28 protein-coding genes and 2 pseudogenes are annotated in these 25,571 nt (G+C 61.0%); 22 read left to right on the top strand and 8 right to left on the bottom strand.

Going from position 1 to position 25,571, the window contains the following annotated elements:
• Positions 1 to 4: 4 nt before the first annotated feature.
• Both Q1B16_RS20880 and Q1B16_RS20875 read right to left on the bottom strand, forming a co-directional pair.
• A complete protein-coding gene (locus Q1B16_RS20880; RefSeq protein WP_299793927.1) occupies positions 5 to 463 on the bottom strand; it encodes a tripartite tricarboxylate transporter TctB family protein in 459 nt (152 codons plus the stop codon).
• Between the two features lie 65 nt (positions 464 to 528).
• The gene (locus Q1B16_RS20875; protein ID WP_299793924.1) at positions 529 to 1,572 is read right to left on the bottom strand and encodes a tripartite tricarboxylate transporter substrate binding protein; all 1,044 of its coding nucleotides are present in this window, start codon (positions 1,570 to 1,572) and stop codon (positions 529 to 531) included.
• A 39-nt stretch (positions 1,573 to 1,611) separates the two neighbouring features.
• Between Q1B16_RS20875 and Q1B16_RS20870 the strand changes: the two genes are divergently transcribed.
• A complete protein-coding gene (locus Q1B16_RS20870) occupies positions 1,612 to 2,646 on the top strand; it encodes a LacI family DNA-binding transcriptional regulator (RefSeq protein ID WP_299793921.1) in 1,035 nt (344 codons plus the stop codon).
• Between the two features lie 252 nt (positions 2,647 to 2,898).
• On the opposite strand, the pseudogene Q1B16_RS20865 reads toward Q1B16_RS20870, so the two are convergent.
• The 5 genes and pseudogenes from Q1B16_RS20865 to Q1B16_RS20845 form a co-directional block, all read right to left on the bottom strand.
• Positions 2,899 to 4,089 (bottom strand): annotated as a pseudogene (locus Q1B16_RS20865) (ISL3 family transposase); the annotation flags it as partial.
• Between the two features lie 387 nt (positions 4,090 to 4,476).
• The gene (locus tag Q1B16_RS20860; RefSeq protein ID WP_299793918.1) at positions 4,477 to 5,709 is read right to left on the bottom strand and encodes an ABC transporter substrate-binding protein; all 1,233 of its coding nucleotides are present in this window, start codon (positions 5,707 to 5,709) and stop codon (positions 4,477 to 4,479) included.
• A gap of 50 nt (positions 5,710 to 5,759) precedes the next feature.
• Positions 5,760 to 6,551, bottom strand: a complete 792-nt coding sequence (locus Q1B16_RS20855) for a carbohydrate ABC transporter permease (protein WP_299793915.1) — start codon at positions 6,549 to 6,551, stop codon at positions 5,760 to 5,762.
• A 13-nt stretch (positions 6,552 to 6,564) separates the two neighbouring features.
• Positions 6,565 to 7,488 carry a sugar ABC transporter permease gene (locus tag Q1B16_RS20850; protein WP_299793912.1) on the bottom strand — a complete coding sequence of 308 codons (924 nt, stop codon included), beginning with the start codon at positions 7,486 to 7,488 and terminating at the stop codon, positions 6,565 to 6,567.
• Positions 7,489 to 8,697 carry an ABC transporter ATP-binding protein gene (locus Q1B16_RS20845; RefSeq protein WP_299793909.1) on the bottom strand — a complete coding sequence of 403 codons (1,209 nt, stop codon included), beginning with the start codon at positions 8,695 to 8,697 and terminating at the stop codon, positions 7,489 to 7,491.
• 153 nt (positions 8,698 to 8,850) lie between these two features.
• Between Q1B16_RS20845 and Q1B16_RS20840 the strand changes: the two genes are divergently transcribed.
• From Q1B16_RS20840 to Q1B16_RS20820, 5 genes and pseudogenes are all read left to right on the top strand, one after another.
• Positions 8,851 to 9,039, top strand: coding sequence for a hypothetical protein (locus Q1B16_RS20840; RefSeq protein WP_299793907.1), 189 nt, complete (start codon positions 8,851 to 8,853; stop codon positions 9,037 to 9,039).
• A gap of 222 nt (positions 9,040 to 9,261) precedes the next feature.
• A complete protein-coding gene (locus tag Q1B16_RS20835; protein ID WP_299793904.1) occupies positions 9,262 to 9,678 on the top strand; it encodes a CopG family transcriptional regulator in 417 nt (138 codons plus the stop codon).
• A gap of 19 nt (positions 9,679 to 9,697) precedes the next feature.
• A complete protein-coding gene (locus Q1B16_RS20830; protein ID WP_299793902.1) occupies positions 9,698 to 10,807 on the top strand; it encodes a PHB depolymerase family esterase in 1,110 nt (369 codons plus the stop codon).
• Positions 10,804 to 11,121 carry a hypothetical protein gene (locus Q1B16_RS20825; RefSeq protein ID WP_366140184.1) on the top strand — a complete coding sequence of 106 codons (318 nt, stop codon included), beginning with the start codon at positions 10,804 to 10,806 and terminating at the stop codon, positions 11,119 to 11,121. The genes Q1B16_RS20830 and Q1B16_RS20825 overlap by 4 nt, the downstream gene beginning before the upstream one ends.
• A pseudogene (locus Q1B16_RS20820) lies at positions 11,054 to 11,233 on the top strand (hypothetical protein); the annotation flags it as partial. The gene Q1B16_RS20825 and the pseudogene Q1B16_RS20820, both read left to right, overlap by 68 nt.
• Before the next feature lie 40 nt (positions 11,234 to 11,273).
• Here Q1B16_RS20820 and Q1B16_RS20815 read toward each other — a convergent pair.
• The gene (locus Q1B16_RS20815) at positions 11,274 to 11,789 is read right to left on the bottom strand and encodes a YetF domain-containing protein (protein ID WP_299793899.1); all 516 of its coding nucleotides are present in this window, start codon (positions 11,787 to 11,789) and stop codon (positions 11,274 to 11,276) included.
• A 170-nt stretch (positions 11,790 to 11,959) separates the two neighbouring features.
• Between Q1B16_RS20815 and Q1B16_RS20810 the strand changes: the two genes are divergently transcribed.
• The 16 genes from Q1B16_RS20810 to Q1B16_RS20735 all read left to right on the top strand — a co-directional run bounded on the left by Q1B16_RS20810 (position 11,960) and on the right by Q1B16_RS20735 (position 25,041).
• The gene (locus Q1B16_RS20810; protein ID WP_299793896.1) at positions 11,960 to 12,403 is read left to right on the top strand and encodes an MgtC/SapB family protein; all 444 of its coding nucleotides are present in this window, start codon (positions 11,960 to 11,962) and stop codon (positions 12,401 to 12,403) included.
• 10 nt (positions 12,404 to 12,413) lie between these two features.
• Positions 12,414 to 13,151 carry a Crp/Fnr family transcriptional regulator gene (locus Q1B16_RS20805; RefSeq protein ID WP_299793894.1) on the top strand — a complete coding sequence of 246 codons (738 nt, stop codon included), beginning with the start codon at positions 12,414 to 12,416 and terminating at the stop codon, positions 13,149 to 13,151.
• 199 nt (positions 13,152 to 13,350) lie between these two features.
• The gene (locus Q1B16_RS20800; protein ID WP_299793891.1) at positions 13,351 to 14,808 is read left to right on the top strand and encodes a glycosyltransferase family 2 protein; all 1,458 of its coding nucleotides are present in this window, start codon (positions 13,351 to 13,353) and stop codon (positions 14,806 to 14,808) included.
• Positions 14,805 to 15,773, top strand: coding sequence for a glycosyltransferase family 2 protein (locus Q1B16_RS20795; RefSeq protein ID WP_299793888.1), 969 nt, complete (start codon positions 14,805 to 14,807; stop codon positions 15,771 to 15,773). The genes Q1B16_RS20800 and Q1B16_RS20795 overlap by 4 nt, the downstream gene beginning before the upstream one ends.
• The gene (locus tag Q1B16_RS20790; RefSeq protein ID WP_299793884.1) at positions 15,770 to 16,825 is read left to right on the top strand and encodes a glycosyltransferase; all 1,056 of its coding nucleotides are present in this window, start codon (positions 15,770 to 15,772) and stop codon (positions 16,823 to 16,825) included. The genes Q1B16_RS20795 and Q1B16_RS20790 overlap by 4 nt, the downstream gene beginning before the upstream one ends.
• Positions 16,822 to 17,919 carry an acyl-CoA dehydrogenase gene (locus Q1B16_RS20785; RefSeq protein WP_299793881.1) on the top strand — a complete coding sequence of 366 codons (1,098 nt, stop codon included), beginning with the start codon at positions 16,822 to 16,824 and terminating at the stop codon, positions 17,917 to 17,919. The genes Q1B16_RS20790 and Q1B16_RS20785 overlap by 4 nt, the downstream gene beginning before the upstream one ends.
• Complete coding sequence (locus Q1B16_RS20780) at positions 17,916 to 18,620, top strand: PIG-L family deacetylase (RefSeq protein WP_299793878.1); 705 nt, start codon at positions 17,916 to 17,918, stop codon at positions 18,618 to 18,620. The genes Q1B16_RS20785 and Q1B16_RS20780 overlap by 4 nt, the downstream gene beginning before the upstream one ends.
• Positions 18,620 to 19,183 carry an SAM-dependent methyltransferase gene (locus Q1B16_RS20775; protein ID WP_299793875.1) on the top strand — a complete coding sequence of 188 codons (564 nt, stop codon included), beginning with the start codon at positions 18,620 to 18,622 and terminating at the stop codon, positions 19,181 to 19,183. Before Q1B16_RS20780 ends, Q1B16_RS20775 begins: the two co-directional genes overlap by 1 nt.
• Positions 19,180 to 20,286, top strand: coding sequence for a glycosyltransferase family 2 protein (locus Q1B16_RS20770; RefSeq protein WP_299793872.1), 1,107 nt, complete (start codon positions 19,180 to 19,182; stop codon positions 20,284 to 20,286). The genes Q1B16_RS20775 and Q1B16_RS20770 overlap by 4 nt, the downstream gene beginning before the upstream one ends.
• A gap of 1 nt (position 20,287) precedes the next feature.
• A complete protein-coding gene (locus tag Q1B16_RS20765) occupies positions 20,288 to 20,776 on the top strand; it encodes a DUF892 family protein (RefSeq protein ID WP_299793869.1) in 489 nt (162 codons plus the stop codon).
• Between the two features lie 72 nt (positions 20,777 to 20,848).
• Entirely contained in the window at positions 20,849 to 21,256 is a 408-nt protein-coding gene (locus tag Q1B16_RS20760; protein WP_299793866.1) for a hypothetical protein, read from the top strand.
• 133 nt (positions 21,257 to 21,389) lie between these two features.
• Positions 21,390 to 21,953: a hypothetical protein gene (locus tag Q1B16_RS20755; RefSeq protein ID WP_299793863.1), complete on the top strand. Its 564-nt coding sequence runs from the start codon at positions 21,390 to 21,392 to the stop codon at positions 21,951 to 21,953.
• Positions 21,950 to 22,348 (top strand): phage holin family protein, encoded by a 399-nt coding sequence (locus Q1B16_RS20750; protein ID WP_299793860.1) that lies wholly within the window; start codon positions 21,950 to 21,952, stop codon positions 22,346 to 22,348. The genes Q1B16_RS20755 and Q1B16_RS20750 overlap by 4 nt, the downstream gene beginning before the upstream one ends.
• Positions 22,338 to 23,555 carry a DUF3618 domain-containing protein gene (locus Q1B16_RS20745; RefSeq protein WP_299793857.1) on the top strand — a complete coding sequence of 406 codons (1,218 nt, stop codon included), beginning with the start codon at positions 22,338 to 22,340 and terminating at the stop codon, positions 23,553 to 23,555. Before Q1B16_RS20750 ends, Q1B16_RS20745 begins: the two co-directional genes overlap by 11 nt.
• Before the next feature lie 69 nt (positions 23,556 to 23,624).
• Complete coding sequence (locus Q1B16_RS20740) at positions 23,625 to 24,575, top strand: YihY/virulence factor BrkB family protein (protein ID WP_299793854.1); 951 nt, start codon at positions 23,625 to 23,627, stop codon at positions 24,573 to 24,575.
• Between the two features lie 169 nt (positions 24,576 to 24,744).
• Entirely contained in the window at positions 24,745 to 25,041 is a 297-nt protein-coding gene (locus Q1B16_RS20735; RefSeq protein WP_299793851.1) for a PRC-barrel domain-containing protein, read from the top strand.
• Positions 25,042 to 25,571: the final 530 nt, after the last annotated feature.

Here is a 25,571-nt window from a genome sequence, read left to right as displayed (position 1 = left end):
CTCTTTAAAAGAAGTAGGTGAAAGGCGACGTCGGCAGCGGGAGTTTAAGTATATGATTGAAGAGGACCACAATACTGCCCGGCACGGCTACCGCATAGGCCGCAATGATCAACGGGCTTCGAATATTGAATATCCATAGCGCCAGTGCCGAAAACGGCACGGCGGACACCATAAAGCCCAGTCGCGTGATCGCATTTGCAAACACAAGCGAAGCGATCACGAAAACGACCAGCGTCCCCCATTTCTCTACGGCGGGTGGAATGTCCTGCGCCATGAGGTCCTGCACCATGACGATGACTGAGAGCCCCATGATCAGGCCCAAGATGATCCGTGGGAAGAAGACCGGCGATTGGACCGTGCCCAATAGCCGATACTCCGCACCCAGCGTAGAAGCAAAAAGCCCTCCCGCCGCAATCAGAACGGCCAAAAGAACGAGAATACGTTCCGAGTAGATTATTTGCATGAGATATCCGAAGACGGTGGTTGGAACCGATCCTACACAAGGGATCGGCCCAATGGCATTGAGTTTCAATTCAGGCCGGCGGCTTCGATCAAGACCGAGTTGGCCTCATATTGCGCGCGGAAAAAGGCGTCAAACTCTGACGCTCCGCGGTAGTTGATGACGGTGCCGGAATTCGCGGCGAACTCATTGAAGCCATCGGACGAAACCGCTTCCTCGCAAGCGCTCTCCAACTTGGCGACAACTTCGGGTTCCACACCGGCCGGCGCGAACAATCCGCCCCAAAGATACAGTTCGTTCAGCGGCGCTTCGATACCAGCTTCGGCGGCTGTCGGCACGTCGGGATACGTCTCGAGGCGTTCGTTATTGAAAACCATCAGGGGACGGAAATCGCCGCGCTGCATCAGAATCTCCGTGTCGCCGAAGAACTGGATGGTTCCCGCCGTCAAAGCCTGAACTGCAGGGCCGGAGCCTTGAAACGGCAGATGCACCATGTCGTCGATGATATCGAGGCCCGCAAATGCCGCAACGGTTGTTAGATGCGTCATGGCGCCTGCGCCGGAAGAGCCGTAGACCAGCGCGCCAGGATTCGCTTTAACGGCCGCCACGACGTCTTCGGCGCTCATGTACGGCAAATCGGCGGATGTGAAGAGCAGCGTGGGTGAGGCAGCAACCGAACAAATCGGTGTCCAACTGTCCACACCGTAGGGGACATCCCGGATCTGCGGCTGGATCGTTGAAACGGTGATCGAAAAATAGCCGAGCTGATAGCCATCGGCGCGTTGGCCCTGAAGAGCGGATGCTGCAACGGTCCCGGATCCGCCAGCCATGTTCGAGACGAACACATCACCGCCAATTGCCTCGGCGAAATGAGGTGCCAGCCCGCGCAAAAGCAAGTCAGTCCCGCCACCCGCGTTGAACGGCGCGATCAGATTAATGGGGCGTTCGGGAAACTCGGCAACGGCTGCACCCGCAGACAAAATAAGCGAAATGACCCCGGTCGTAACGGAAACGTAGTTCATTTTTTCCTCCCTAAGCCCCGTGTCGTGGGGCTCTAAGTTTTTTCTCCCGTAAATTGGTAACGTTGTCATTTCATATGTCAACGTTGTCATTTTCAATTATTTCGTTCAGGAACGAATTCGAGAAACGATATGACCAAAACCCGTAATCACGTCACCCAGTCCGAACGTACACGTCGCGCCACTTTACGAGACGTGGCGCAGCTATCGGGGGTCAGTGAAATTTCAGTCTCTCGCGTCATGCGAAATGCGCCTTCAGTATCTGATCGCTTGCGGTCCCGTGTCCTTGCCGCTGCCGGTGAGCTTGGATACACGCCAAATCGCTTGGCTGGCGCACTAAAGACCAGCTCCACCAATCTTGTCGCTGTCATAGTGCCGTCCATCGGGAATGGAGTTTTTCCCGAGGTGCTTGACGGAATCGAATCTGTACTGGCGGACGCTGGTTTAAGGCCTGTTCTTGGCATCACTCAGTACGATCGCGCGCAAGAGGTGCAGGTTTTGCGCGACATGCTCGCTTGGTCACCGATGGGTGTAATCTTGGCGGGCACGGATCATGAACCCGCCGTAACTCGCATGATCGATCAGCAGGGAATTCCGGTGGTCGAGTTCATGGATATCGACCGGTCCCCGATGCAGTCGGCAGTCGGCATTTCCAATGTCAAGGCAGCCGTTGCGGTGGCTGACCTCCTCGCCAAGCGGAATTACAAACGTCCAGGCTACATCGGCGCTTGGTCAGAGCGCCCGGATCGATCCAAAGCGCGACGGCTGGCCTTTGAAGCGCGGTTGGTGGAACTTGGAATACCCCTCGTCGACAGGGAAATCGCATCGGTGAGAGCTTCGGCCGAAGTAGGTGCAAAGACCACTGAGACGCTTCTCAAACGCTCACCGGACATTGATGCAATCTTTTTTGCCAACGACGATCAGGCGCTTGGCGCTTTGTTCTATTGTCAGCGGACTGGACGGAAGGTGCCTGACGACATCGGAATCATCGGGTTCAACGGTATCGAGATCGGTAGCACAACGCCCACAATCCTCGCAAGTGTGGTCACACCCAGGTTCCAAATGGGAGTAGAGACGGCAAAACTCATGCTTCTGGCCGCAAGCGATCCATCCACGCGTAACGTGATCGATCTGGGGTTTGAAATACGCTTGGGCGAAAGTATCTGATCCACCATGTCGCGGGCGCAGACAAGAAGCTCGCCAGACTGAAGACCCATGTAGACCACTTCGTTTACATCAAGTTCGTCCGACGTGAGACATACGATCGTTTCAGAGCGAAACGGCAATCGGGAGTGGGCATAACCCCCAGGTTTTGCTTACTCCCCAAATTGAGGATGATCCGATTTAAGGGGTCATCCTCAATTTGTGTGGCGGAACGGTAGCATTCTCGCCCGCAACAACTCTGGACCGGCGCGGCGGGGTGATCTTTCCGCGGGGCTTGATGCACAGCGCGGCCGCGATGACCGGTGAGATCGCGTGCCCAGTTTCCGGGTCCCGGACTGGCTTAAGGCTTTCTTGCTCGACCTTGGAGTCGTTCGCTAGCTGTTCGGCTCTGCGACAACCCGCCAACAGGCGCTGCAAATGCGACTGGCTCGCCTCGTAGCCACGCTCTTGGATCAGTTGGAACAGGGTGCTTGCATTTCGAATGCCTTCCTTGCTGCTTTGACTCAGGAACTCTTCAAAGTACCACGGCGACGTCGGCTTCAAAGGGGCCCGCCTGCGGTCCGGTGGTGTCTCGAACTGCAGCCATTTCGCGATGCTGCGACGCGGGTACCCTGTGTGCCGCCCGAACTCGCTGCAGGAAAGCCCCTGATTCCGGAGCGCATGGATGGTGGTGAAAATCTCTTCCCGAGACGTCCTGTGCGCAAGGCGGGACTTTAGAAGTCTGCCGGCGGCGGTGATATTATCGGCATCGGACAGCAGCGCCCTGCCGGTCGCACGGCCGTGGAGGTTCATTTGCTCCTCGATGGCCTGCCGCAGGTTTTGCACGATATGGAACCGGTCAGCGACCTGCTTCGCCTGCGGTGCCCCTTGCCGGGCAGCTTGGGCGTAGAGACCGCAGCGATCTCTGCTGATCACTTCCACCTCAGGATGTCGCTTAAGCCAATCGGTGCAGGTGACGACATCTCGATCCTCGAGAATGTCGATGACCACGCGACGCTCCAGATCGACAATGATCGTGCAGTAGGTTTGCGACTTACGCCAGCTCCAGTCGTCGATCCCGATGACCGTCGGCAGCTCGGCGGTGCCTTGAACACACTTCTTCAGCTGCCTGAGCACCGTGTCGTCGCTGACCCCAAGGCCCAAACGGTGCAAGAGCCGCTCGGCAGGCCGCCCGCCGGCCGCATGCCCAAGATGGCTGACAATCTCCCCGACACGCGAGGTGCGCCGCGCAAAAGGACGCGCAATCGAGGCGATCTGGTCCGAGAAAGTCCGGCGCGGGCAAGCGAGCGCCAAACATCGCCAACTGCAAACCCCGAGATCAATCGTTACCTCGTCTCCATGCGCGGGATAATCCTGCAGCCGCCGACGCCGCCAGCCGTGACGTCGGCGTGAGTGCAATCCACAGTCTGGGCAGATGCCGTTTGGTGTCAGACTGCCCAATACAATCCACCCGCCGGAATCATTTCGCTCTACGCTTTGAATCGAAACTTCGCCCCCAGGCGACCAATAGTGCTTCGAAGTCATGGCTATCCCTCCCGAAGTTTCCTGCTTCAGGATAGTTCCGCCACACAAATTGACGATGAGCCGATTAAAGGGCAACGCGACAACCTGAGAAGAGGCCGTCAAAATGACTCTCTCAAAAGCTGCCAATCTGTTTCGTCGAAACCGTAGAGCGCGGAGCTGCCATCCGGTTTCCGTGCCGCCGCGAGATAGGACGAGTTGCCGGCGGCCCAGCCGAGGCGCTGAGCCGCTCCGGCGGAAACCAGTCATCTCTTCGCGTGCGCCGTCATCCGTCGAAAACCCCATCCGCCGGGGCGCATGGGGGCATGGTCTTTAGTCGGGCAGCTGTGCGCTGATCTTTTCAGACAGCGCCGCCGCCGCGTCTTTGGCGCTTTGCTGATCATTGGCGATCGAGGCCATTTCATCAAGCACGATCTGGCTGATCCGTGCGCCGTTCTGCCCGGGCCATCCGAACCAAGGGTAAGCTCGGTCCGTTTGCTCTGCGCTTGTCTTGAATTGCGGATGGTCTTCGTAAAACGCGCTGAGTTCGTCAATCGCGCCGCTGTTCACGGGCATGTATCCGGTGTTTTGAACAACGAAGGCCTGTGCTTCGGCACCGGTGCCATACAGCAGGTAGTCCCACGCGGCCTGCCGCTTTTCGGGATCATCGGTCAGAATCACGGCAGCCATGCCACCGGCGGCCACGCCCCCTTCATCGACCATACGCGGCATTTGCGCAGTGCCCCATTCAAAGCGGTCACCGATTTCACGGTCGAAACTGCGCACCGCCGCGGTCGAGTTGTAGTAAAGCCCCAGCTTTCCCGCATACATCTGCTGCCGCCCATCGTTGTTGGAAATCGCGGTCTGGCCGCCTTCGTCATGGAACCGTTCGAACAAGGCAATCGCCTGTTCGCCTGTTTCGGTGTTGAAGGCGATGGAACCGTCCTCGGAGATCGGGGCCAACCCGGCGGACGCGAGCAGGTTCTGTGTCATCCAGTCGTCGTCACCTGGGGTATAGTACATGCCCATGATGTCCTCACCCAACGCGTCGATGTCGGCGGCGAGGGCGATGGTGTCGTCCCACGTTGTCGGCATGTTGTCGGGATCACCGCCTGCCTGTTCCACCAGTTCGGCATTGTAAAACATCACCGGGGTCGAGGACGTCCAGGGCAGGCCATATTGCACGCCGTCGATCTGAGTGAAGGCCAGCACTTCGTCCGTATAGCCTTGCGCGTTCATGTCGGTATCGCCGATCAGATCGTCAAGCGGCTCTACCATCTCGCGCGCGACCAGATCGCCCAGGAGGTGACTTCCTACCATGAAGATATCGGGAGGATCACCCGCCATGTTCTGACGGATCACCGACACAAGCCCTTCGTCATAGTCGGGCGAGGGTGCTTGGAATTCGATCTGGACATCGGGGTTCTGAACCATGAATTCTTCGGCGATCTGCGTTTGCCATTCGGCGTGATGGGGCCATGCGTGATAGACGGTCAGGGTCGTCTCGGCCAGCGCGGGCCCGGCGGCCAGCAGCGCGATACCCGTCAGCGTTGGAATGTGTTTCATCAGTCGGCTCCTTGTTGTGGACTTGATTGTGAGGTTGAGGATGAGCGCGGTCAGCTGGCCCCGATCCCAAGGCCGCGAATGAGGTGTCGTTGGAAGAAGACAAAGGCGATCACCAGCGGGGCGGTCACCATCACGCCGCCCGCCATCAGCGCTCCGGGGTTGCCGGTGCTTTCGCCGTTGGATCGGAATGCCGCCAGCCCCAGGGGCGGGGTCATCATGTCGGTGTCGGTGATGACGACCAGAGGCCAGTAGAGGTCGTTCCAATGGGCGATGACGCTGATCGTGGCAAAAGCGGCCACCGCGGGCCATGCGGCGGGCAGCATCAGCCGCCAGACAATCGCCAATTCGGAAAAGCCGTCAAGCCGGGCGGCATCCAGCACCTCGTCCGGGTAAGAGGTGAAGAACTGACGGAACAGGAAGATCGCAAAGGCCGAGATGATGACGGGCAGGATCAGCGCGGTATAGGTGTTCAGCAGCCCGGCGTAGGCCAGTGCAACGTAAAGCGGGATCGCGGGCACCTGGATGGGGATCATCAGCGCCAGGATCACCGCCCCGAACAACAACCCGCGTCCGCGAAACGGCAGCTTGGCCAGCGCATAGCCCGCAGGGGCGGCGACCAGCACTTGCAGCACAAGGATCATCGCGCAGACGAACGCGCCATTGGCCATGTAGCGCAGCAGCGGGACTTCGGTCAGGGCGTAGGCATAATTGGCGCGCGCGGCGTCGAGCGATGGGGCCGGCAGCAGTGACCCGGACCAAAGCGCGCCGGTCGGCGCAAGGCTGACCGCGATCATGTAGATGAACGGCAGTAGCGTCACTGCCGCCGCCAGTGTCAGGATCAAGGTTCCGCCCGCCCTAGACATAGCGCGCCGTGCGGTCGAACAGCCGCACCTTGAGGATGGACAGCGCCGCTACGAACCCCAGGAACGCCACCGAAATCGCCGCCGCCAGCCCGATGTTGAAAAAGCGGAAGGCTTCTTCGTACAGGGTGTACAGCATCATGTCGGTGGCCCCGTTCGGCCCGCCATTGGTCAGCACCGCCACCGTTTCGAATTCCGAAAACGCGCGGATCAGGGTGATTGTGATAACGAACAACGTCACTGGGCCAAGCAGGGGCCATGTGACCAGTGTAAAGCGTCGCCAACCGCGTTCGGCCCCGTCGATGGAAGCGGCCTCGTAGAGATCATGGGGGATTTGGCTCATACCGGCGATGAACAGCAGGGTGTTGTAGCCGACCATCTTCCAGACACCGATTGCCGCAAGCGACCACAGCGCGATATCGGGATCGGTCAGGAAACGCTGCTTGTCGAAACCCAGCCCTGCCAGCGCGGTGTTCACCAGTCCGAAACTGGGATGCAGCAGCACTTCCCATGCGGTCGCCATTGCAACCAGCGTTGCCGTGACAGGCAGAAAGAACACCGCCCGGTACAGCCCGCGCAGCGCGCCTTGCGCTTCGATCAAGATTGCAAGGCCCAGTCCAAGCAGGATCGAGATCGGCGCGACGGTGCCCACGTAACGCAACGTGTTGGTCAGCGAATTAAGGAACCGCGCATCGCTCAGCATAGCGCGGTAATTGTCGAGCCCGACATACGCGAACCCGGACATGCCGAACTGGTAATCGGTCAACGACATGATCAGAACACCGCTCGATGGTACGAAAAGCAGCGTGACCAACAGAAAAATCGCGGGAAAGGCGAGCACGCCCCCGGTGCTGCGTTGCTCGGGTTGGACATCGCGGCTGTCCGCGAGGACGGTCGGGGCGTCGGGCGGTGCGCTCACTTATGCCACCTTCATCGCGTCTCGGTCGGTATCGGCCGTCTGTTCGGGAACCGGAAAAATCCACGCGGCCTCTGTATCAATTCGCAGGTTGGCAGGCGTACCGCCGGGCCAGCGAGGGATGTCCGATGACGGGATACGGACCACCAGCTGTGTGTCGCTGCCTTGCAGGGTGACGAACAGGTTGGCGTCTGATCCGGCGTGCTCTGCCCGGTCCACTGTCACCCGAAGCGCAGGTTCGGCGCGGTCGCTTTCGGGATGCACGCTGGCATGTTCGGCGCGAAAGGCCACGACACCTGTCTGTTCGCGCAAGGGCAAGCCGCGCACACGGGCGGTCGGTCGTCCCGGCCCGGCTTCGAGGTGATGCGCGGCGGTATCCATGTGGATACAGTTCAGCCACGGTTGCGACAAAAAACGCGCGACATCTATATCGGCGGGGTTGCGATACAGGTCGTCGGGAGTGCCGATCTGCCGGACCTGACCGTCGAACATCACGACAATGCGGTCCGAGATGGCCATCGCTTCGGCCTGATCGTGGGTGACAAACAAAGTCGTCGCTCCGACCCGCCGTTGCAGCGCGTGCAGTTCGGCACGCGTGGTGTTTCGCAAGGCCGCATCAAGGTTTGCCAGCGGTTCGTCCAGCAAGAACAGCTTGGGTTCGCGGATCAGTGCCCGACCAAGTGCCACGCGCTGGCGCTGCCCGCCGGACAATTGTCCGGGGCGGCGGTCCAGCATGGGGCCGATCTGCAATTGATCCGCGATCTTGTCAACGCGCGATGCGATCCGTGCCCGCGTGTGACGAGCCTTGGGCGACAAACGGTGCAGCAGCGGAGTGCGCCCTAGCGCGGACAGTTCTGTCATTACCAACGGCGCAGCTATGTTCTGCCGACATGTCATATGTGGATAGAGCGCGTAGGACTGGAAAACGAAGGCGACCTCGCGTTCGCTTGGGCGCAGGGCGTGCACATCCTTGCCGCCGACGTGAATTCCCCCGTCGTCAATACGTTCAAGCCCGGCGATGCTGCGCAGCAAGGTCGATTTTCCGCATCCCGAGGGGCCGATAATCGACATGAATTCGGCGGGCTTTGCCGTGAAGGACACGTCTTTCAACGCGGCGACGTCGCCGAAACGGCAGGTGACATCGAGCAGTTCCAGACCGACCGACTGTGTTTTTTGCCCTGAGGCGGAATCGCAGGCAGATGCTGTTTGCATCGGTGTCATATCCCCAACGTGTCAAACGTGTCGCCGCGATGGTCATTGGGACAGTTCGATAACTACAACTCGGGGCCAACGCCGATGCGACTGGAAGAGTCCCCGAAGACTTAAAAGTTGTTGAGATTTGTCAGAATTTGGTGGTCAAGCCTGTTGCTGACGCTGCTCGTCATGTTCAGCTTCTTCGGCGACCTGTTGTATCTGGTGATCATATCCGTATTTTCCGAAAGCCTGATGGAAAGCTGGCCGGGTGCGGGAGAGGCGACGACCGGGCTTGACCACCTAAAGCTCAGTCTCTTTCTGGCGGCGATGGGCGTACTCGCTGGCTCGCTCGGCGGTTGAGCAGACAGCCGCGACTTCGTTAGGGACGCCCTCCTCATCACCGAAAATACCTGACGAGATCAAATCTGGCGCTTTCAGGAGCAGCGGAATAATGCGCTCGCATCCGACGAGGCGTCCGCCTGAACCAAGAAAGTCCGAGAGAGTCCATAGTTGCCCTTGCAAACATCCTTTTAACATCCATATACCATCCATGCAGATGTTAATACACCGTCGGAGGCTGCAATGAGCAATGTCACACCCATCCGGGACAAGCTGCCTGAAAACGAAAAGATCACGATCAACCTCGGCTTCGTGGATCTAGGACGTATCGACCTGTTGGTTCAGGAAGGCTTTTATTCGAACCGGAGCGATTTCATCCGCACCGCGATCCGCAATCAGATCGAGGCGCAGGGCGATGTTGTACGCAAATCGGTCGAGCGGCACACGATGGAACTTGGGCTGCGCGACTATACCAAGGAAGACCTCGAGGCGCTGCGCGACGCCGGCGAGATGCTGCATGTCAAGGTCGTCGGCCTGGCCCGCTTCGCCCCCGACATCACGCCCGAACTGGCAAGACAGACGATAGGAACGATCACCGTTCTGGGGGCCATTCAGGCCAGCCCGGAACTGAAGAAGGCACTGGCTGACAGGATCAGCTGACAAAACCAAAGGAAAAATCATGGACTTTCTCAACGCGGGCGCCTCCCGCCCGGCGAATGATGGCGCGCGCGCCGATCACCTCAGAGCCGCGAACGATCTTGTACGGCAGACCCTTGCCCGGCATGGGCTCATCTCGACGGGCGGGGAGGGAAAAACGCCGCCGCATGGCGATCTGCAACAAACGATATCGAACGCGCTCGCCCAGGCCGGGATTGCGACAAGCACGCCCTTGCAGTTCCGCAAGCCGGGAACGGCCATTCCCGTGCCGGACGGGGCCGAGTTCCGCCAAGGCAGCTTCACGGGGCGGACCGGCAGGCGGGACTATCGAACCTACATTCCCGCTTCCGCCAGCGAGGGTGTCACCGGGATCGTCGTGATGCTGCACGGCTGCACGCAGACGCCCGAGGATTTCGCGCTCGGCACCGGCATGAACGCGCTGGCCGAAACCCACCGCTTCATCGTGATTTATCCGGCGCAGTCACGGGGCGACAACGCCCAATCCTGCTGGAACTGGTTCAGCAAGGGCGACCAGCGCCGCGGTCGGGGAGAGCCCGAAATCCTGGCCGGGATCGCCCGCGCGGCAATGGCCGAGCATGGCGTGCCGTCCGAACGCTGCTTTGTCGCGGGGCTCTCGGCGGGTGCGGCCATGGCCGTGATCCTCGGGGAAACCTACCCGGATGTCTTCGCCGCGGTCGGCGCCCATTCCGGCTTGCCTTTCGGCGCGGCCAGCGACGTTCCGTCCGCCTTCGCCGCCATGGCCGGAACACCGTCGTCCGAACGTGTCGACCAGGCGGAGACCGGGTTGCGCACGATCGTCTTTCACGGCGATGCCGACCGCACGGTCAGCCCAGTGAACAGCGATGCGATCGCTCGACAGGCCGAACGCCACGGCGCGACCGGGGCGGTCTCGACCACCCAGACCGGGCGGGCGAACGGGCGCCGCTTCAGCCGGACCCTGACGACTGATCGCGATGATGCGCCGCAGACCGAGCATTGGCGCATCGAGGGGCTGGGCCACGCCTGGTCTGGCGGACGCAGTGAAGGCAACTACGCCGATCCCGCAGGCCCCGATGCCAGCGCCGAGATGATCCGGTTCTTCTTCCAGACGGCAGAAGGAACAATGACATGACGACGATGGCATTCGATGCGGTGAGCGAGGATCTGCCTGGCGCGAAATGGCTCGCCAGGTGGTACCGCTCCTGGCCGTCCTACGAGGCTTGGTTCATCGCCCGCGGCGGCGATGCCGGTCCCGATGCGGCGACCTGCCGCGCCGCACTCGGCCGCCACATGCCGGAATTGCTGGTCACCTATGACCGATTGGTGGCGATCACCGGCGGCTCTGAAAGGGCGGCGCGGTTCCTCTCCACCTGGTGCCCGAAGATGGCTTCCAAGGAAGCGCGACATCACGGCAGTGACAGATTATGGATCGAAAATGATCTGTGACCGCCTCAACGCAACACCCAGACAATGCCTCGGATGGAAGACGCCATCCGAGGTCTTTCGCGAAAAGATGATGGAAGAGATCGGCCAGCGCCCCTACCCTCAACGCAAGTAGGCGTCGCTCTTCAAGTGTCGCTCGCTCATTGGCTTCCATCCTAGGCGTCGGCGACCCCCTTGAACAGGGCCTCGCCCACATGATCGCCGTGCAGCACCGAGATATCGCCGGTTGTCTCCAGCACCACGGCACGAACGGATGAGAAATCAAGCGCATTGGCCTCCCGCAACTTTGCGATCAAGTCTTCCTCGGCAACACGCGTCGCGCGCAAGGCATCGTGCAGGATGACGCCGTCCTTCATCAGCAGGACCGGCGTATTCTGAACCAGCGCGTCGAGCCGCGGTGACCAGCGCCGCAGCCGCGAGACGCCATACTGGACGGCAAAGAGGCTGGCCATCGCCGTCGCTGTCTGCACGAACCCGGTCCATTGCTGCGATTGCGACGCCCCCGCCAGAAGCGAGCCCATGGCGACGGTCATCACGAAATCGAAATTCGTCATCTTTGAGAACGATCGCAGGCCGACGATACGGACCAGCAATATAATCCAGGCAATGCCGATCCCGCTCAGCAGGGCACCTTTGGCGAGGGCATCGATGAAGGGTTCGTCGAAGAACATCAGGCTTCTCCTGTTGTGCAAGGTCGGTGTGCCGGGATCGTTCTGCGCTGTCACGGAGTTGTAACCCTGCGACCGCCGGCCCAATTCAATGCAGATTAAACTGAAATCATCCCGGTAACGCTAAAGAAACCCCTCCGGTTTAGAAAACTGTGAAAGGAGATCTGTCGCCAATGGTCGAGTTCAGCGAATTCATCCTGCGCGTCCTTTTTTCTGGAGGGTGTGGTCTTGTCGTCGGGCTCGACCGCGAGATCAAGGGCAAGCCGCTGGGTGCCGGAGTTTACGTCCTGGTCGCCATTGGCTCTGCCGCCTTGATGGCAGTCACCCTTAATTTTGCCCTGAGCGGCGTTGCCGAAGACGAGGCCATAACGATCGACCCGACCCGTCTGATTCAAGGCATCGTCGGCGGCATCGGCTTTCTCGGCGCTGGGGCGATCATGTCGCCGCGCGACAACGGGCGGTTGAAAGGGGTGCGCAGCGGCGCCGCCATCTGGGCGGTGGGGTCGATTGGCATCGCCTGCGGGCTAGGTTACCTGAAGGAGGCGGCGTTCATCTCGGTGCTGATCTTTATCGTCCTCAACATCTTCGACTGGCTTCATATCCGGGGAAACAAATAAGGGGGCCGTCATGTCCAGTACATCCAGTTGCCTCGTCACCAAGCTGTCTCATTACGTCTCTCTGTCCGAGGCGGATTGCGTAAGGCTGGCTACCCTTGAAAAGGCAGAGCGCACATTCGATGCCGGACACGAGGTGTATCAGGGCGGTGACGAGAACAAGGACCTCTATGTCGTGAAACACGGCTGGGCCTTCAGCTATACCGATCTGCCCGATGGCCGCCGCCAGATCGTCAAGATCCATCACCCGGGCGACATCATCGGCTTTCCGGATGTCGCCCTGAAACATGCGACGACGACCTTGCGCACGGTCGAGGACGTATGCCTCTGCCCGTTTCCGAAATCGTCGCTGGACGAGATCCTGCGCGAGTCTCCGAAGCTTTCAGCACTTTTGCTATCGATAGCACTTCGCGACCAGGTTGTTTTGATCGATGTTCTCCGCGCAATGGGCCGGATGAGTGCGCAGGAACGGGTCAGCTACATGTTGCTGGATCTCATATCCCGTCTCCGGATCACCAATCCGGGCATAACCGACACGATCCGCCTGCCGATGACGCAGAGCCAGATCGCTGATTACCTCGGCCTGACCAATGTCTACATCAGCAAGACCTTCATCCGGATGGAAGAGGATGGCTATATTCACCGCGATCAGAATCGGCTCCAGATCCTTCGGGAAGATGCGATGATCGAACTTACGGATTTCCATGATCGCTATGCCGACATGGATACCTCTTGGTTTCCGCAAGACTGACCGCCGCGGCGGAATTCAATCCAGTTGAAAGCATGGTTTGGCGGTGTCGCGCATCTTTGGCACACCCGCGTCGGCGATGAATCATCCGAAGTGGGAACCAACGAGCAACGAAATTTGTTGGACCGTCGGTAGCGTCGAAATCTGACAAGCTACTGATCGATAAATTTTATTGCTACTTAACTATCGCTCGGGGGCGAATGTGGAACTGCGGGCTGTCATCATCTGGGGAATACTGATTCTGTCTGCCGTCCTCCCGGCGGTCGGTCTGTTCCTTTGTGCGGTCATCATCGTGGTTCAGATCGGTTTGATGGGCCTTCGGCCATTTGTTGCCTGTCTGCCCGCCCGGCTGGCGACGGGTCGGCAGGACTTCGCCAGCCCGCGTTTTTCAATCCATGTCGCGACCCATGCGGAACCGCCCCGGCTGGTGATCCGCACCCTGCGGGCCCTGCTGGATCAGGATTGGCCGTCGGATGACTACGAGATCGTCGTGATGGACAACAACACCGCCGATCCCGCGCTGTGGAAGCCGGTGGAGAGGTTTTGCGCCGCGCATCCGGGCCGGATCGCCTTCCTGCACCGGACGGGTGTCAAGGGTGCCAAGGCCGGCGCGCTCAACATCGCGCTGGCGCATACGCGCGACGATGCGACCCATGTGGTCACCGTCGATGCGGATTACGTGGTCGGCCGCGATTTCCTGCGCCGCGCGGCGGAGGCGCTGCACCGGACCGGGGCGGATTACGTGCAGTTTCCGCAATCCTATGTCGCCACGACGACCACCGCACCGGGCGTGGATGCCGAGCTTGAGGAATATTTCCGCACCAATGCCGCCGCCGCCGATGAGGCCGAGGCGGTGCTGTTGACCGGCACGCTCTGCGTGATTTCGAAGACTGCGCTGGTTTCCGTTGGCGGGTGGTCGGGCGCCACCACGACCGAGGATGCGGACCTGGGCGTGCGGCTTTGCCACGCGGGCTTCGCGGGCCGGTTCATCAACCGGGTCGTGGGCAAGGGCCTGCTGCCGCTGTCCCTGCGCGATCTCGAAAGGCAGCGGTATCGCTGGTGCAGCGGCAACGTCCAGACCCTGCTGCGGCATGGGCGGACGATCCTCACCCCCGCGGGCGATTTCGACCTGCACAAGCGGCTGGTGATCCTCACGCAACTGACCGCATGGTTCAGCCTCGCCCTCGTGCCTTTCGCGCTGCTGACGGTCTGGCTGCTGACCGGGCAGGGGCATACGGTCGCCGCCGCGCTGGCTGCGGTGGCCATCCTGCTCGCGCTTTGCGACATCGTTTCACGCGTCGTCGCGCGCGGGTTGCGCGACGGGCAGGCCCTTCCGGTCATCCTGCACGCGCTGGCCTGTCGCATCGCGCTAGCGCCGCAATCGGCCAAGGCGACCTTCGATGCGCTCACGGGCTGCCGCCTGAAATTCGTGGTCACCGACAAATCGGGCGGCAAGGGCGCCGGTTCCCTGTCCATCTGTCACCTCATGGTTTTCCTCACCGCGCTCCTGCTGCTGCTCGGCGGGCACCCTGCGGAGCCGCTGATCCGCGCCGCGCTGCTGGCGCTCCTGCTGCCGTTGCCCGCCGCGCTGCTGACCGACAGGAGCCTGCGCGCCTATCGTGCCACCATCGCCTCACCTGTGAAGGAGGTTTCCGCATGACATCCGATCCGCTGGCCCCCCTGGTCGATATCGTCATCCCGACCTGGAACCGCGCTCATTTGATCGTCGGGGCCATCCGCGCGGCACTCGAACAAAGCTGGTGGAACATCCGCGTCACGGTGATCGACGACGCCAGCACCGACGCGACCGAAGACGCGGTGCGGTGCTTCCTGGCCGATCCGCGTTTCAACTATATCCGGCTGTCGCAGAACCTCGGCACCGCCAATGCCAAGAATGCAGGCCTTTTGCTGACCGGGGGCGACGCCGTCACCTTTCACGATTCCGACGACATCCCGCATCGCGATAAGGTCCTGCACCAGGTCCGCGTGCTGACCGCGCAGAACATCGGTGCCGATGAATGTCTGAACTGGAAATTAGCGAATAAGAAGGCGGGTCAGCGGCTGGAGGTCAGCGCGGCGTTGACCCACCATGAGTTGATCCTGCCGGACGGGCGGCGCGTCGAGATCAGGCGCGACCTGTCCCTGCTCGATGACGTCTTTCCGAACCTTCAGATGGGCGCGCAGGTGCCGGGAGAATGGACGCACATCAACTCCGGCCTGTTCCGCGCGGATGTGTTCCGCCGTCTCGGCGGGTTCGAGGATTGCATCGAGGAGGACCGCGAATTCCGCAACCGGCTGATCCTGAACGGCGAGATCATCTGGATCGTGCCGGAACTGCTGCTGACCAAGATCGAGACCCCCGACAGCCTGACGCAATCCGCAGTCTCGGATTACGACAGCACCCGGCGCAAGGCGGACCGGCAGCTGGTTTGGGCCAAGGTCGAGGAGTGGCGGCAGAACGGCAGGGTCGCCTCCGTGCCGGTGGATATCCCGACCCTCGGCGTCAGCCATGTCAGCCGGCCCGACTTTCTGGCACGGCGCGACATGCCCGCCACGTCCGCCACGTCGGCCCGGGTCGGGCACATCTTCGCCTCTGCCCCGGAAACAGGGATGGCCGCGCAATGAAGGCGTTTCGCCAAGAGGCAGCGCGCGCACCCGTGGCGATCGTCGATCCGTGCTCTGCCGCGGGTTACGACCTGCCCGACCTCAGGACCGGCGGTCTTGGCGGCACCGAAGCGACGGTGCTGCGGGTGGCCGCAGCACTCGGCTCCCGTTTCGAGATCACGCAGTATCAGCAGGGTCGCGGCCACCGGCAGCTGTCCGACGCGGGGAAGTTGCGGCCCCTGCAAGACCTCGATGACGCGCAAAACCCCGCCGCCCTGATCGTCATCAACCGCTGGAAGGTGGCGATCAAGCTGCGCAAGCAGCACCCCGACATGCCGATCTTCCTCTGGCTGCACGTTTATCCCGGCCGTCACAACCGCAGAATGGGCGTGGCGCTGAAGGCTGCCGACATCACCGTCATCTGTGTATCGAACACGCACGCGCGTGCGCTTGCCGGGTTCCTCGGGGCGGAGGATGTGCCGCCCATCCGGGTGATCTACAATCCGCTCGATGACGATCTGCACCCCGACGCCACGCCCCGCGATCCCGACCGGCTGCTCTTTGCCAGTTCGCCCCACAAGGGGTTGGCCGAGGTGTTCGAACAATTCGCCGCCCTGCGCCGTGACCTTCCGAAGCTGACCCTTGCCGTGGCCGATCCGGGCTATCTGCGCTGGGATACCGGGCCGGTGCCCGAGGGCGTGGTTTTTCTGGGATCCCTGTCCCATGGGGCGCTCATCCGGCAGATGCGCTGTGCGCTCTGCCTGTTCTATCCCCAGACGACATTTGCCGAGACCTTCGGCCTGGTGCTGGCCGAGGCCAATGCGGTCGGCACGCCGGTGCTGGTGCATGATGGGCTGGGTGCCAATGCGGAAATCGTGGCGGATGCCACGCAGCGCGTGGATGGTCATGACCCGGCGCAGATCCTTGGGCGCATTCAGGCGTGGCGGCGTGCGCCGCCTCAGGTCACCGCCAATCCCGCCTTCCGGCTGGGCCGGGTCACCGGGGACTGGGTGCAGCTGCTGGAACACGCCGCTGCAAGGCATCCTGAGATGGAGATGGTAAAGAGCACATGACAGCTTCCAGACCCCTTGCCGAGTTGCCGCCTTCGACCACCGCCGGGCCGGTGCCGTCCGATGTCGCGGAGGCCCTGCGGGCTGCCGCCGCAGAAGAGGAGCGTGGCGCGCGCCCGATCGGCCGCTCCATCGATCTGCTGCGACAGGCGGACCTTCTGACCGATGACGGCGCGACCGATCCCGCCCGCACCGCCCGGGTGCTGATGCAGGTGGGCGCTGCGAACCTCGGCGTCGGGAGGCTGTTCGAAGGGCATGTCAACGCGCTGCACCTGGTCCGCCTTTATGGAACGAAGGTGCAAGAGGCGCAGGTCGATCGCCAGATCGCCGAGGGTGCCCTGCTGGGCGTCTGGGGGGCCGATGGCGCGGCGCCGGTGACGCTGGATGCCACGGGGCAGCATTTGCAGGGCGGCAAGTGCTATGCCTCGGGGCTGGGCACCGTGACCCATGCGCTGGTCACTGTGAATTCCGGTCCCGAGGTGCGGCTGGCGCTGGTCGATGTGACGGACGGCGCCCCCGCGGACCCGTCCGCATGGGACATGCAGGGGATGCGGGCGACTGCCTCGGGCAGCTTTGATTTCACCGACCTGCCGGTCGACAGGATCGAATGGATCGGCGACCCCGGCGATTACCTGAAGGAGCCGCATTTCGTCGGCGGTGTTTGGCGGATCGCGGCCTTGCAGGCCGGCGCCACCGTCGGCCTGCTGGACGTGGCCGCGACAGAGCTTCGCGCCGCAGGCCGCATGGCGGCGGAAGCCCAGAAGAGCCGTCTGATGGATGCGCTGATGCGCGTCTGGGCCGGCATGGCCCTGACCGAGCGCGCCGCCGGAGCCGCTGCCGATCGCCACATCGCGCCGGACCACATCGTTACCACCTCCATCGCGGCCCGGCTCTTTACCGAGGAGGTCGGGCTCGATGCCATCCGGGCCGTCGAGCAGAGCATCGGCCTGCGGCATTTCGAGGCCGGTTCCGAGACCGGACGCATGGCCCGCGATCTGGCGGTCTATCTGCGGCAGGCCGCGCGGGATGCGTTCTTGCAACGCGCGGCGCAGACGGCTCTCGGGGAAGACGGGCGCATCTGGGGAGTGTTCGGATGAATGTCGCGCACCTCCCTTTATTGCCGGACGTGTTCGAGGGTCGCGAAAGCCTCGTCGTCTTGGCCCCGCATCCCGACGATGAATCCCTCGGCTGCGGCGCACTTCTGGTGCGAGGTTTCGCAGGCGCCGGCGCGCATGTCATTTGCCTGACGGATGGCAGTGCGAGCCACCCCGGATCTCGCCAATGGACGCCCCGGCGGCTGGCCCGCCAGCGACGTGCGGAGATGGTAGCGGCCATCGAATGTCTCGGCGGTTCCGCGCGCGATCTGACCTGGCTGGGCATGGCCGACAGCCGTCTCTATCAGGCCGATGCGACAGAGGTTGCCGCCAGGCTGGAACAGATCATCGAAGGTCATGGCGCGCGCCATGTCTTCGTGCCTGCTGCCGAGGATCACCACGAAGACCACCAGGCGACGGCGCGGTTCGCCGGCGCGTTGCGCCGCCGCCGCCCGGAGTGGGCGTTCTACAGCTATCCCGTCTGGTGCCGCTGGGACGATCCCGATTTCCGCCAGACCGCCACCCGTCACGCCCCGGTGTGCGTGCCCCCGGAGGACCTGCGCGACAGGAAACGCGCGGCAATCCATGCGCATCGAAGCCAACTGGGCAGGGTCGTCACCGATGATCCATCGGGCTTCATTCTTCCGGCAGGGTTCATCGAGAAATTCGTGACCGAAGACGAGATCTTCTGGAGGATGCCGTGATGGGTGTGGGCCGCGATCACCTGCACGCGCTTTATGCCGACACCTCGGACCCTTGGGATTTCGAGCACAGTGGTTACGAACAGGCCAAGTTCGCCGCGACGCGGGCGGCGCTGACGCGGCCCCGCTACGCCTCGGCCTTCGAGCTGGGCTGCGGCAACGGGCAGCTTGCACAGCATCTGGTGGACATCTGTGACCGCTATACCGGCATGGATGCGGTGGCCATTGCGATCGAGGCAGCGCGCCGTGCCGTGCCGGATGCCACCTTCATCCACGACTTTTACCCCTGTCCGCTGCCAAGGGGCGATTTCGACCTGCTGATCCTGTCCGAGATCCTCTATTTCCTCGATGAGGGCAGCTTGCGCAAACTGGCATTGGATATCGCTAGCGCCTGGCCGAAGGCGGAGGTGCTCTGCGTGAGTTGGCTTGGCGAAACCGACCATGATTTGCAGGGCGAAGAAGCGCTGGCGATCTTCACGGCGGCGCTGGACACCCATGAGTTCGATTGCGTGGCGCAGACCGACGGGTATCGCATCGACCGCGGACTGTTGAAGGGCACGACATGACCCGCCCCGCCGCAAAAGACACCGCCATCGTCATCCCGGCCCGCAACGAGGAAGCCCGGATCGGTGCCTGTCTCACTGCCTTGGCTGGGCAAGGCAACGCGGTGGTGATCCTGGTGCTCAACAACACCACCGACCGCACCGGCAGCGTGGCCCACGACATCGCCGCGCGGCATGACCTTGACCTGACGGTGCTGGAACGGACACTGCCTTCACGGGAGGGTGTCGGCACCGCCCGGCGGATCGGATGCGATCACGCCCTGCAGACCATGCCCGCGCTTCGCTACCTTTTGACCACCGACGCCGATTGCATCGTCGCCCCGGATTGGATCGCGCAGAACCTTGCCCACCTGAAGACGGCGGACGCTGTCTGCGGCAAGGTCGATCTGATCGCGGGCGAGGCAGATATCCTCGATGGCATGGACCCCCACCTCGCCGAACTGGAAGGCATCTATAGGGCCCTGGTGCAGGACATCTACGCCCGCCAGGCGCCCGGAAGTGCGGATATCGGCTACACCCACGGCGAAGCGGCGGGGGCGAGCCTCGGGTTCACACGCGCGGCCTATCTGGCAGGAGGCGGGTTCGCGCCCGTTCGTTGCGGCGAAGACCGCCGGATCGTTCGCGCGCTCCGCGCGGCGGGTTGCCGGGTCCGTCACGCCGACGATGTGACGGTGCAGGCCTCGTGCCGCCTGATCGGACGCGCGGCGGGGGGCATGTCCGACGCGCTCAAGGCGCGGATCGGGGACCTGGATTACCTGATCGACGATTGCCTGCCGCCGGCGGACTGGCTGGTCAGGCAGGCCAGCGGCAAGACGCTGGGCCCCTGGCCGCCGCAGGTGCCCGCCCGCTTCCGCCTGCATGTGCGGGATCTCCCGCAGCATATTGAAATACTGGAGAAGTTCAGGAATTCGGAGCGGCTGATATCCGCCTCGATAGCTTCGGCAGCAACGATGCCATGTTCCCACCTTGACACGCTGCTGCCGGGCAAGGGGTCAGCAAATGTCCCCGCTGGCCCCGGCATGCGGGCCTGTCCGGTCCCTGTGGATCGTCTGCCCTCACCCACTCAAACCAATGCGTCGGCACTGCCGACCGTGAAAGGAGCATAAGATGACAACGTTGAAAGACCTTTATATCGATGAACTACAGGATCTCTGGTCCGCAAACGACCAGATGTCGAAGGTGGTGTCGGCGATGGCCGACAAGGCGTCCGACAGCAAGCTGGCCGACCGGTTGAGTTCGGCCAAGGATGGGATCGACCAGCATACCCGCCTTCTGAAATCCGTGCTCGAGGACACCGGTGCCGATGTGAAGAAAGAGCATTGCAAGGGTATGGAAGGGCTCGTGAAGGAGGCCAGGAAGCACGCGCTCGACAGTGACATGAGCGATGCCGCGCTCGACGTGGCGATCATCGCGCAATACCAGCGCATGTGCCATTACGGCATCGCCGGGTTCGGCACGGCCAAGGCATTCGCCGAGGCACTCGGCAATGATGAGGCGGCGCGCAAGCTCGACGAAGCGTTGGACAACATCTACGGGTCCGACGATTTCATGACCCAATTGGCTGAACGTTCCCGAAACGTCGACGCCAACGCTTGATTGCCGGAGTTTGGTGGGGCGAATTCCACCGCCCCACTGATTCACTAAAAGAATTCTACGGAGCGCGAACAAATGTCGAGTTCAAATCAGAACCTAGTGGATCTTCACCGCTGCCTGCTTGAGACAAACGGAGCTTACGATGCTCTATATCAACGGGTGCAAGACACGGAACTGGGGGACGCTATCAGCGTAATCCTCTCCCGTCGTGAGGAGAACATTCAGGAACTTGAGAACTTTCTTGCAAGCGAAGGAGAGGAGATCGCTTCGCCTGAAGCCCCTCAACCCACGGATGTTTCGACCCCAGGGGAGGTCGTCGCGAATGAAAACAAAATCCTCGACGCCTACGATAGAGCGATCCGTCCGATTTCAGGTGAACATGAGAAGTTCGGGTTTCTTGTCGATCAATACGATTGGTTGAAAGAGGTCGTGGATAGGTTGGAAGCGACCATCGTCGAACTCCCGGGAACTTACGAACAATGAGACGGTTAAATTTACAATAACAGAAAGTTGAACAAACAGGAGAAACCCCAATGCACGGCATCTTCTATCTCATCGGCCTGATCGTGGTCGTTCTCGCCGTTCTCAATCTCATCTTCTAAGCAGGGAGAATAACATGACGAATACTGACAAAGGCCAATCGACCGAAAACAAGCCTCTCGGTGAAAAGGCAAAAGAGGCCGCCGCCTCCGTATCGAACCAGGCGAAAAACCAGGCCCAAGGTATTGCCGACACAGTCACGACCGAAGCTGGCAACTATGCGGGCCAAGCCAAAGACGCTGCGGCAGACGAGGTAAAAAGTGTCGCGTCAGCTTTGCGGACCGCGGCGGAGGAGATGCGCAGCGGTTCACCGCAAGAGCGCACGTTCAGCCAGATTGCGGAGGGTCTGGCGGATGCGTCAGATGCCGTGCGCGACAAGGACCTGGGCGAGATGGTGGGAGCGGTGAGTGATTTCGCGAGACGCAATCCCATGGTTTTTCTCGGTAGTGCCGCGCTGATCGGCTTTGCAGCGACCCGTTTTGCAAAGGCATCCAGCCATTCGACATCGCACCAACCGACCTACGGCGATCCTGATCGTTCTATGGAACGCCCAGTTCCTGCTGACCGTTCCGACTTCTCGGGTGCAGGCGGCGTAGCGAGTTCTGCGATCAAAACCTCTCAAGAAGGGAGCAAGATATGACCACCGATCCAAATAAAACCACCGGGGGACTACTCAGCGATGCACTGACGCACGTCAGCTCCCTTGTGCGTAGCGAAGTTGATCTGGCTCGGGCCGAAGTGAACGAGAATCTCAAGAGTGCCGGTGTCGCCATCGGCATGATTGTCGGAGCGATCGTGGTTGCTCTGACCGCTCTCAATGTCCTGTCAGCGGCGCTTGTCGCTGCGCTGACAGAGGCAGGGATCCCTGCCGGCTGGTCGGCGCTGATCGTAGGCGTGATCTTTGCAATCATCGCTTACGTGATGCTCAACAAAGGCACGAACGATCTGAAACTCAGCAGTCTTGCACCGTCGCGGACCGCGAAAAACGTAAAGCGCGATGCGCAGGCCGTGAAGGAGGTTTACGATGACAAATGATACACGCAGCCCTGAAGAGATCGAACGCGAGATTGAACGTGAACGGGCCGGTTTGACGGACACCCTGGACGATCTTCAGGACAGGTTTTCGGTCGAGCATGTCGCAAGGCAAGTTTCAGACCAGTTTCGTGAACATGGTGGCGATATCGGACGATCCGTGTCCGAGGCTGTCAAGCGCAATCCGGTCGCGCTGGCCCTGACCGGCGTCGGACTTGCATGGTTGATGATGGGCGACAGACCCGGTGACCGTGACCGCTATCGTCGTGACGCCATTGATAATCGTGACTATGACAGGTATGCGCGAGACAGGCGTTTGAATGATGGACGCGACAGCCGAACAGGCTTGCCGGACGACACCGCTTCTCGCACCTCCCACCAACGCAAGCTTGGCCCACAACCGGGTCTCGCTCGGAATGAGCCTATCGGCGGCTATCGCTATCGCCGTGACGTGCCAAGCTGGGCGCGGTCAGACGGCGACGATGGCGAAGGCGCTGTCGGGTCAGAGGAGAGCAGTGCTGCGTCCAGTGCGGGCGGTGGCGTGAAACAGGCAGCATCAACGGCCGGACATACGGCACGCAAAGCAGGTTCGAAGATAGCCGATACCGCCAAAGTTGCCGCAGATGCGGTGATCGGCGCGGGCGAGAGCGTCGCTGGCAGCGCTGAGGACCTCGCAACGTCTGCCTCCGAGCGGGCGACGGCGTTGCGCGAACGCTTGGCAGAAGGTACCGAAAACTTCACCGAGGAGGCACGCAACCGCGTAATTGCCGCGCGGGAGAGAGCCTTGGAGGCGCGCGATGCTGCGGCGTCCTATGCCCGCCAAGGCCGTGAGCATACTGTTGACATATTCGAGGAGCAGCCCCTGATCGCCGGTGCGCTCGCAGTGGCCCTTGGTGCTGCATTAGGAGCGGCGCTGCCGCGCAGCCGGGTCGAAGATCAGTATCTCGGCGAAACAAGCGACCAACTCATGGACGAGGCGGAACGAATTTTCCAGGAAGAGAAGCAAAAGCTTGGGAAGGTCGCGAAAGCCGCCACGGACGAAGCGAAGAGCATCGTCAGCGAAGCCAAAAAGGATGCTGATGATGCGGCACCGGCAGAAACGGCGGCTCAAGCGGTCGCTGATAAAGCCAAATTTTCAGGAAAACGGACTGTCGACGCTGCGGAATCCGAAGACAAGAAACAGAACGTGGGCGATGTGAAGAAATCGTAAGCGTGATGTGAACTGAATCTAACAGCCCGCGCTAATCGTGCGGGCTGCTTCATCTCAAGGAGCGAACAGATGAACCGTGGCAGGAACGCCGAAACACCCAAGGAAATTCCGGCAAAAGGGTGGAAAGACATCATCCTGCGTGTGAAGGATGAGTTGGCCTCCGATCACGTCGGGCTGATCGCCGCGGGGGTGGCATTCTATGCACTTCTGGCAATCTTCCCAGCCATCACGGCGCTAATGGCGCTTGGCGGGCTGGTTCTGGAACCCGCGGAGGTGACGGCACAGCTTGAGGCATTGACCGAGATGATCCCGGAAGAGGCAGCGCAAATCATTCTTGATCAGGCAGTCGCTGTCGCAGGTTCGGAACAGGTGGGCCTCGGCATCGCATTTGTCATCGGTCTGCTGCTGGCCATCTATTCCGCGTCAAAGGGCATGAGCAGTCTGATGGAGGGCCTGAATGTTGCGTATGACGAAGAAGAGACACGCGGTATTATCAAGAAAACCCTTTGGACGCTCGGACTTACCGTATTCCTAATCGTTGGGCTGGTCTTGGGTCTTCTCGCTGCACTTGCGGTTCCAACCGCGATCAACCTGATGGCGCTTCCGGGTTGGCTGGAAACAGTCCTATCCCTGTCGCGATGGGTGATATTGGCACTAATGACCGTGTTCGGTCTGGCCGTGCTCTATCGGTATGGACCAGCACGGGATAACGCCGAGTGGCAGTGGTTGTCATCGGGTGCGATCGCGGCCTGCGTCATTTGGATTGTCGCATCCGTCGGCTTCTCGATCTACGTCAGCAATTTCGGCAGCTACAACGAGTCGTTCGGCAGCATGGCCGGGGTAATCATCCTGCTCATGTGGCTGTGGATTTCCGCTTTCATCGTTCTACTTGGGGCGGAGCTCAACGCCGAGATGGAAGCACAAACGTCCGCCGACACGACCGTGGGACCTGACGAACCGATGGGAACACGGGGAGCTGAGAAAGCGGACAATCTGGGTGATGCGAAGGACGTGTTATGATCGGCAAAGAACTAGAATATTGTGAATATATATAGCGCATTTTCGCAATCGACGACGTGACTACCAATCAATGCGCGGATCACCGCTTGCCGGACCTCGTGACCGGAACTGTGATGCCGTCGAATAGGTTAGTCTAACAGTAGAAAACTTCAGCAGAGATGATGCTATCATGGACCATTCCAAACATACACCCCTTCGCCCGGACGAACTGACCTCCGAGACCGTCGATGGTGCAAACGTCTACGGCCCTGACGACAATCATATCGGGGACGTGTCGCATTTCCACGGTGCAGGCCAGAATGCCCAAGCCGTTGTTGATGTCGGTGGGTTCCTCGGTATCGGCGCCAAACCGGTTTCACTGCCGGTTTCGAGCTTGAACTTCATGCGGGACGAGAGTGGCAAAGTTCACGCAACCACGTCTATGACGAAGGACCAACTACAAGACCTTCCGATGCATAACCACTAACGTGCGGATCTGTAGCCTAACCAGGTTGCCTTATAAGGCTGCTTTGGGTCCGATCTTGCTCCTAAACTCGCAACCTCGGGGAGTCTGACTTGGTGTTGGGCTCTTCGATTTTATAACAGATCAACTTCCGTGGCACGCTCACTTGAGATGACACTGCATCGCGCTAATGTGACGGTCAAAAATTCGCTCACTCAACATAAAACGTGTGTGGATGCCCCGTTTACTGTTAGTGATTTCTAAGCTTTGGAACGCTTGATCGGGTGCAGTCATGTGTCCGGCCTCTGAAGTGCCGCAACACGCGCGGCGGGCCCTTATGGAGATGCGAGGCGCGGGTCCCACTGGTTTGTCCGCTGCCGATCTCATGATCGTCGTGTTCCTTAATTTGTCCTTCGTCCTCTCAGTCCTGCCGGTATCCTGACTGCGCCGTTTTAGGCGGCAGCCCGAATGTCGTAGGTAAGCATCCGGCGTAGGCCACAGCGAGGTCAACGTGCGTGTTGACGGTCCATTTCGATGAGCTCGCACAGGTTTTC

This window comes from uncultured Marivita sp., assembly GCF_947488135.1.
Classification (GTDB): domain Bacteria; phylum Pseudomonadota; class Alphaproteobacteria; order Rhodobacterales; family Rhodobacteraceae; genus Marivita.
Note: the sequence above shows the minus strand (reverse complement) of the source record. Positions and strands in the feature narration are given on the sequence as shown.

Excerpts from the sequence above, each read along its gene's own strand:
- Q1B16_RS20810 (WP_299793896.1), top strand. The coding sequence starts at position 11,960 with ATGGTCGAGTTCAGCGAATTCATCCTGCGCGTCCTTTTTTCTGGAGGG.
- Q1B16_RS20825 (WP_366140184.1), top strand. The coding sequence starts at position 10,804 with ATGACGACGATGGCATTCGATGCGGTGAGCGAGGATCTGCCTGGCGCG.
- Q1B16_RS20860 (WP_299793918.1), bottom strand. The coding sequence starts at position 5,709 with ATGAAACACATTCCAACGCTGACGGGTATCGCGCTGCTGGCCGCCGGG.
- Q1B16_RS20780 (WP_299793878.1), top strand. The coding sequence starts at position 17,916 with ATGAATGTCGCGCACCTCCCTTTATTGCCGGACGTGTTCGAGGGTCGC.
- Q1B16_RS20805 (WP_299793894.1), top strand. The coding sequence starts at position 12,414 with ATGTCCAGTACATCCAGTTGCCTCGTCACCAAGCTGTCTCATTACGTC.
- Q1B16_RS20875 (WP_299793924.1), bottom strand. The coding sequence starts at position 1,572 with ATGACAACGTTGACATATGAAATGACAACGTTACCAATTTACGGGAGA.
- Q1B16_RS20755 (WP_299793863.1), top strand. The coding sequence starts at position 21,390 with ATGACGAATACTGACAAAGGCCAATCGACCGAAAACAAGCCTCTCGGT.
- Q1B16_RS20750 (WP_299793860.1), top strand. The coding sequence starts at position 21,950 with ATGACCACCGATCCAAATAAAACCACCGGGGGACTACTCAGCGATGCA.
- Q1B16_RS20775 (WP_299793875.1), top strand. The coding sequence starts at position 18,620 with ATGGGTGTGGGCCGCGATCACCTGCACGCGCTTTATGCCGACACCTCG.
- Q1B16_RS20880 (WP_299793927.1), bottom strand. The coding sequence starts at position 463 with ATGCAAATAATCTACTCGGAACGTATTCTCGTTCTTTTGGCCGTTCTG.
- Q1B16_RS20735 (WP_299793851.1), top strand. The coding sequence starts at position 24,745 with ATGGACCATTCCAAACATACACCCCTTCGCCCGGACGAACTGACCTCC.
- Q1B16_RS20795 (WP_299793888.1), top strand. The coding sequence starts at position 14,805 with ATGACATCCGATCCGCTGGCCCCCCTGGTCGATATCGTCATCCCGACC.
- Q1B16_RS20870 (WP_299793921.1), top strand. The coding sequence starts at position 1,612 with ATGACCAAAACCCGTAATCACGTCACCCAGTCCGAACGTACACGTCGC.
- Q1B16_RS20830 (WP_299793902.1), top strand. The coding sequence starts at position 9,698 with ATGGACTTTCTCAACGCGGGCGCCTCCCGCCCGGCGAATGATGGCGCG.
- Q1B16_RS20765 (WP_299793869.1), top strand. The coding sequence starts at position 20,288 with ATGACAACGTTGAAAGACCTTTATATCGATGAACTACAGGATCTCTGG.
- Q1B16_RS20740 (WP_299793854.1), top strand. The coding sequence starts at position 23,625 with ATGAACCGTGGCAGGAACGCCGAAACACCCAAGGAAATTCCGGCAAAA.
- Q1B16_RS20770 (WP_299793872.1), top strand. The coding sequence starts at position 19,180 with ATGACCCGCCCCGCCGCAAAAGACACCGCCATCGTCATCCCGGCCCGC.
- Q1B16_RS20785 (WP_299793881.1), top strand. The coding sequence starts at position 16,822 with ATGACAGCTTCCAGACCCCTTGCCGAGTTGCCGCCTTCGACCACCGCC.
- Q1B16_RS20790 (WP_299793884.1), top strand. The coding sequence starts at position 15,770 with ATGAAGGCGTTTCGCCAAGAGGCAGCGCGCGCACCCGTGGCGATCGTC.
- Q1B16_RS20815 (WP_299793899.1), bottom strand. The coding sequence starts at position 11,789 with ATGTTCTTCGACGAACCCTTCATCGATGCCCTCGCCAAAGGTGCCCTG.
- Q1B16_RS20835 (WP_299793904.1), top strand. The coding sequence starts at position 9,262 with ATGAGCAATGTCACACCCATCCGGGACAAGCTGCCTGAAAACGAAAAG.
- Q1B16_RS20845 (WP_299793909.1), bottom strand. The coding sequence starts at position 8,697 with ATGCAAACAGCATCTGCCTGCGATTCCGCCTCAGGGCAAAAAACACAG.
- Q1B16_RS20745 (WP_299793857.1), top strand. The coding sequence starts at position 22,338 with ATGACAAATGATACACGCAGCCCTGAAGAGATCGAACGCGAGATTGAA.
- Q1B16_RS20760 (WP_299793866.1), top strand. The coding sequence starts at position 20,849 with ATGTCGAGTTCAAATCAGAACCTAGTGGATCTTCACCGCTGCCTGCTT.